Origin of the sequence: Acinetobacter sp. CFCC 10889 (genome assembly GCF_003268395.1) — a bacterium.
GTDB lineage: Bacteria > Pseudomonadota > Gammaproteobacteria > Pseudomonadales > Moraxellaceae > Acinetobacter.
Genome location: NZ_LQXQ01000161.1, coordinates 1 through 916 on the forward strand (window position 1 = coordinate 1; position 916 = coordinate 916).

The following is a 916-nucleotide window of genomic DNA, read 5'->3' on the forward strand; positions in this document are numbered from 1 at the left end:
TCCCATCCAAAAAGCATAATGCCTAAAAATCCTGCTTCTAAGAAGAAAGCACTTAGAACTTCGTAGCTCAGTAACGGGCCTGTAACGCCTCCTGCAAATCGAGAAAACTCACTCCAGTTTGTACCGAACTGATAGCTCATTACGACACCAGAAACGACCCCCATGCCGAATGACAATGCAAATACTTTCACCCAGAATTTGAATAAATCATGATAAATAGAGTCGTTTGTTCTAAGCCATCGCCATTCTAAAACTGCAAGAAAGCTTGCAAGCCCAATAGAAATCGCAGGGAAAATAATATGAAATGATACCGTGAATGCAAACTGAATACGTGCTAACTCAAGTGCCGTAAAACCTAAGGTCATAGCAACTCTCCACATCCGAAGCATGCTCTAGATTGCATATGCTCTGATATGCGTGTGCCTACACAGATACGTGCATTTTTTAAAAGTAATAACATAGCGATTAGTCTCTTCAACTAATTAAATTTCAAAACAATAAGGAATTGCCAATAAATTTAGACAGCAAAAGAGAGAGGAGGTGCTCGACCTTGAGGGATAAGAAATAATTGATTTAAAATAAAGAAGATATGAAAGAAAGCTTCTTTAAAAGCTAATAACCGAACTTGAACTCTAACAAGTATTTCTTTAACGCGAATGTCTGGTAAAGGAACGACATGTGCGTAAACCACACAGTACTGACATTGATGATTTGCATCGTGATGATGACTGGACGAAGTTTTTTGTTCAAGATGTGCATGATTAAGCTTTTCAGTATCATGATTAGCTAAATTCAACTCTTGATGAGAGTGAGTATGCGAAGAATGATCTGAGCTATGCACATGGTGTGAGTTATTTAGTTGAAGTGCATGGACAATAGTTTCACAGACAGGAGAAATTTGATATTTCTCTGGAAG

Annotated in this window: 2 protein-coding genes; both read right to left on the reverse strand. The window is 38.0% G+C overall.

Annotated elements, in window-relative coordinates; translation table 11 throughout:
• The coding region (locus AVJ19_RS21165) for a cytochrome ubiquinol oxidase subunit I (protein WP_162626692.1) at window positions 1–365 on the reverse strand (365 nt) is incomplete at its 3' end.
• A gap of 152 nt (window positions 366–517) precedes the next feature.
• Window positions 518–916: DUF2946 domain-containing protein (locus tag AVJ19_RS21170; protein ID WP_111861435.1), on the reverse strand; the 399-nt coding region annotated here is incomplete at its 5' end.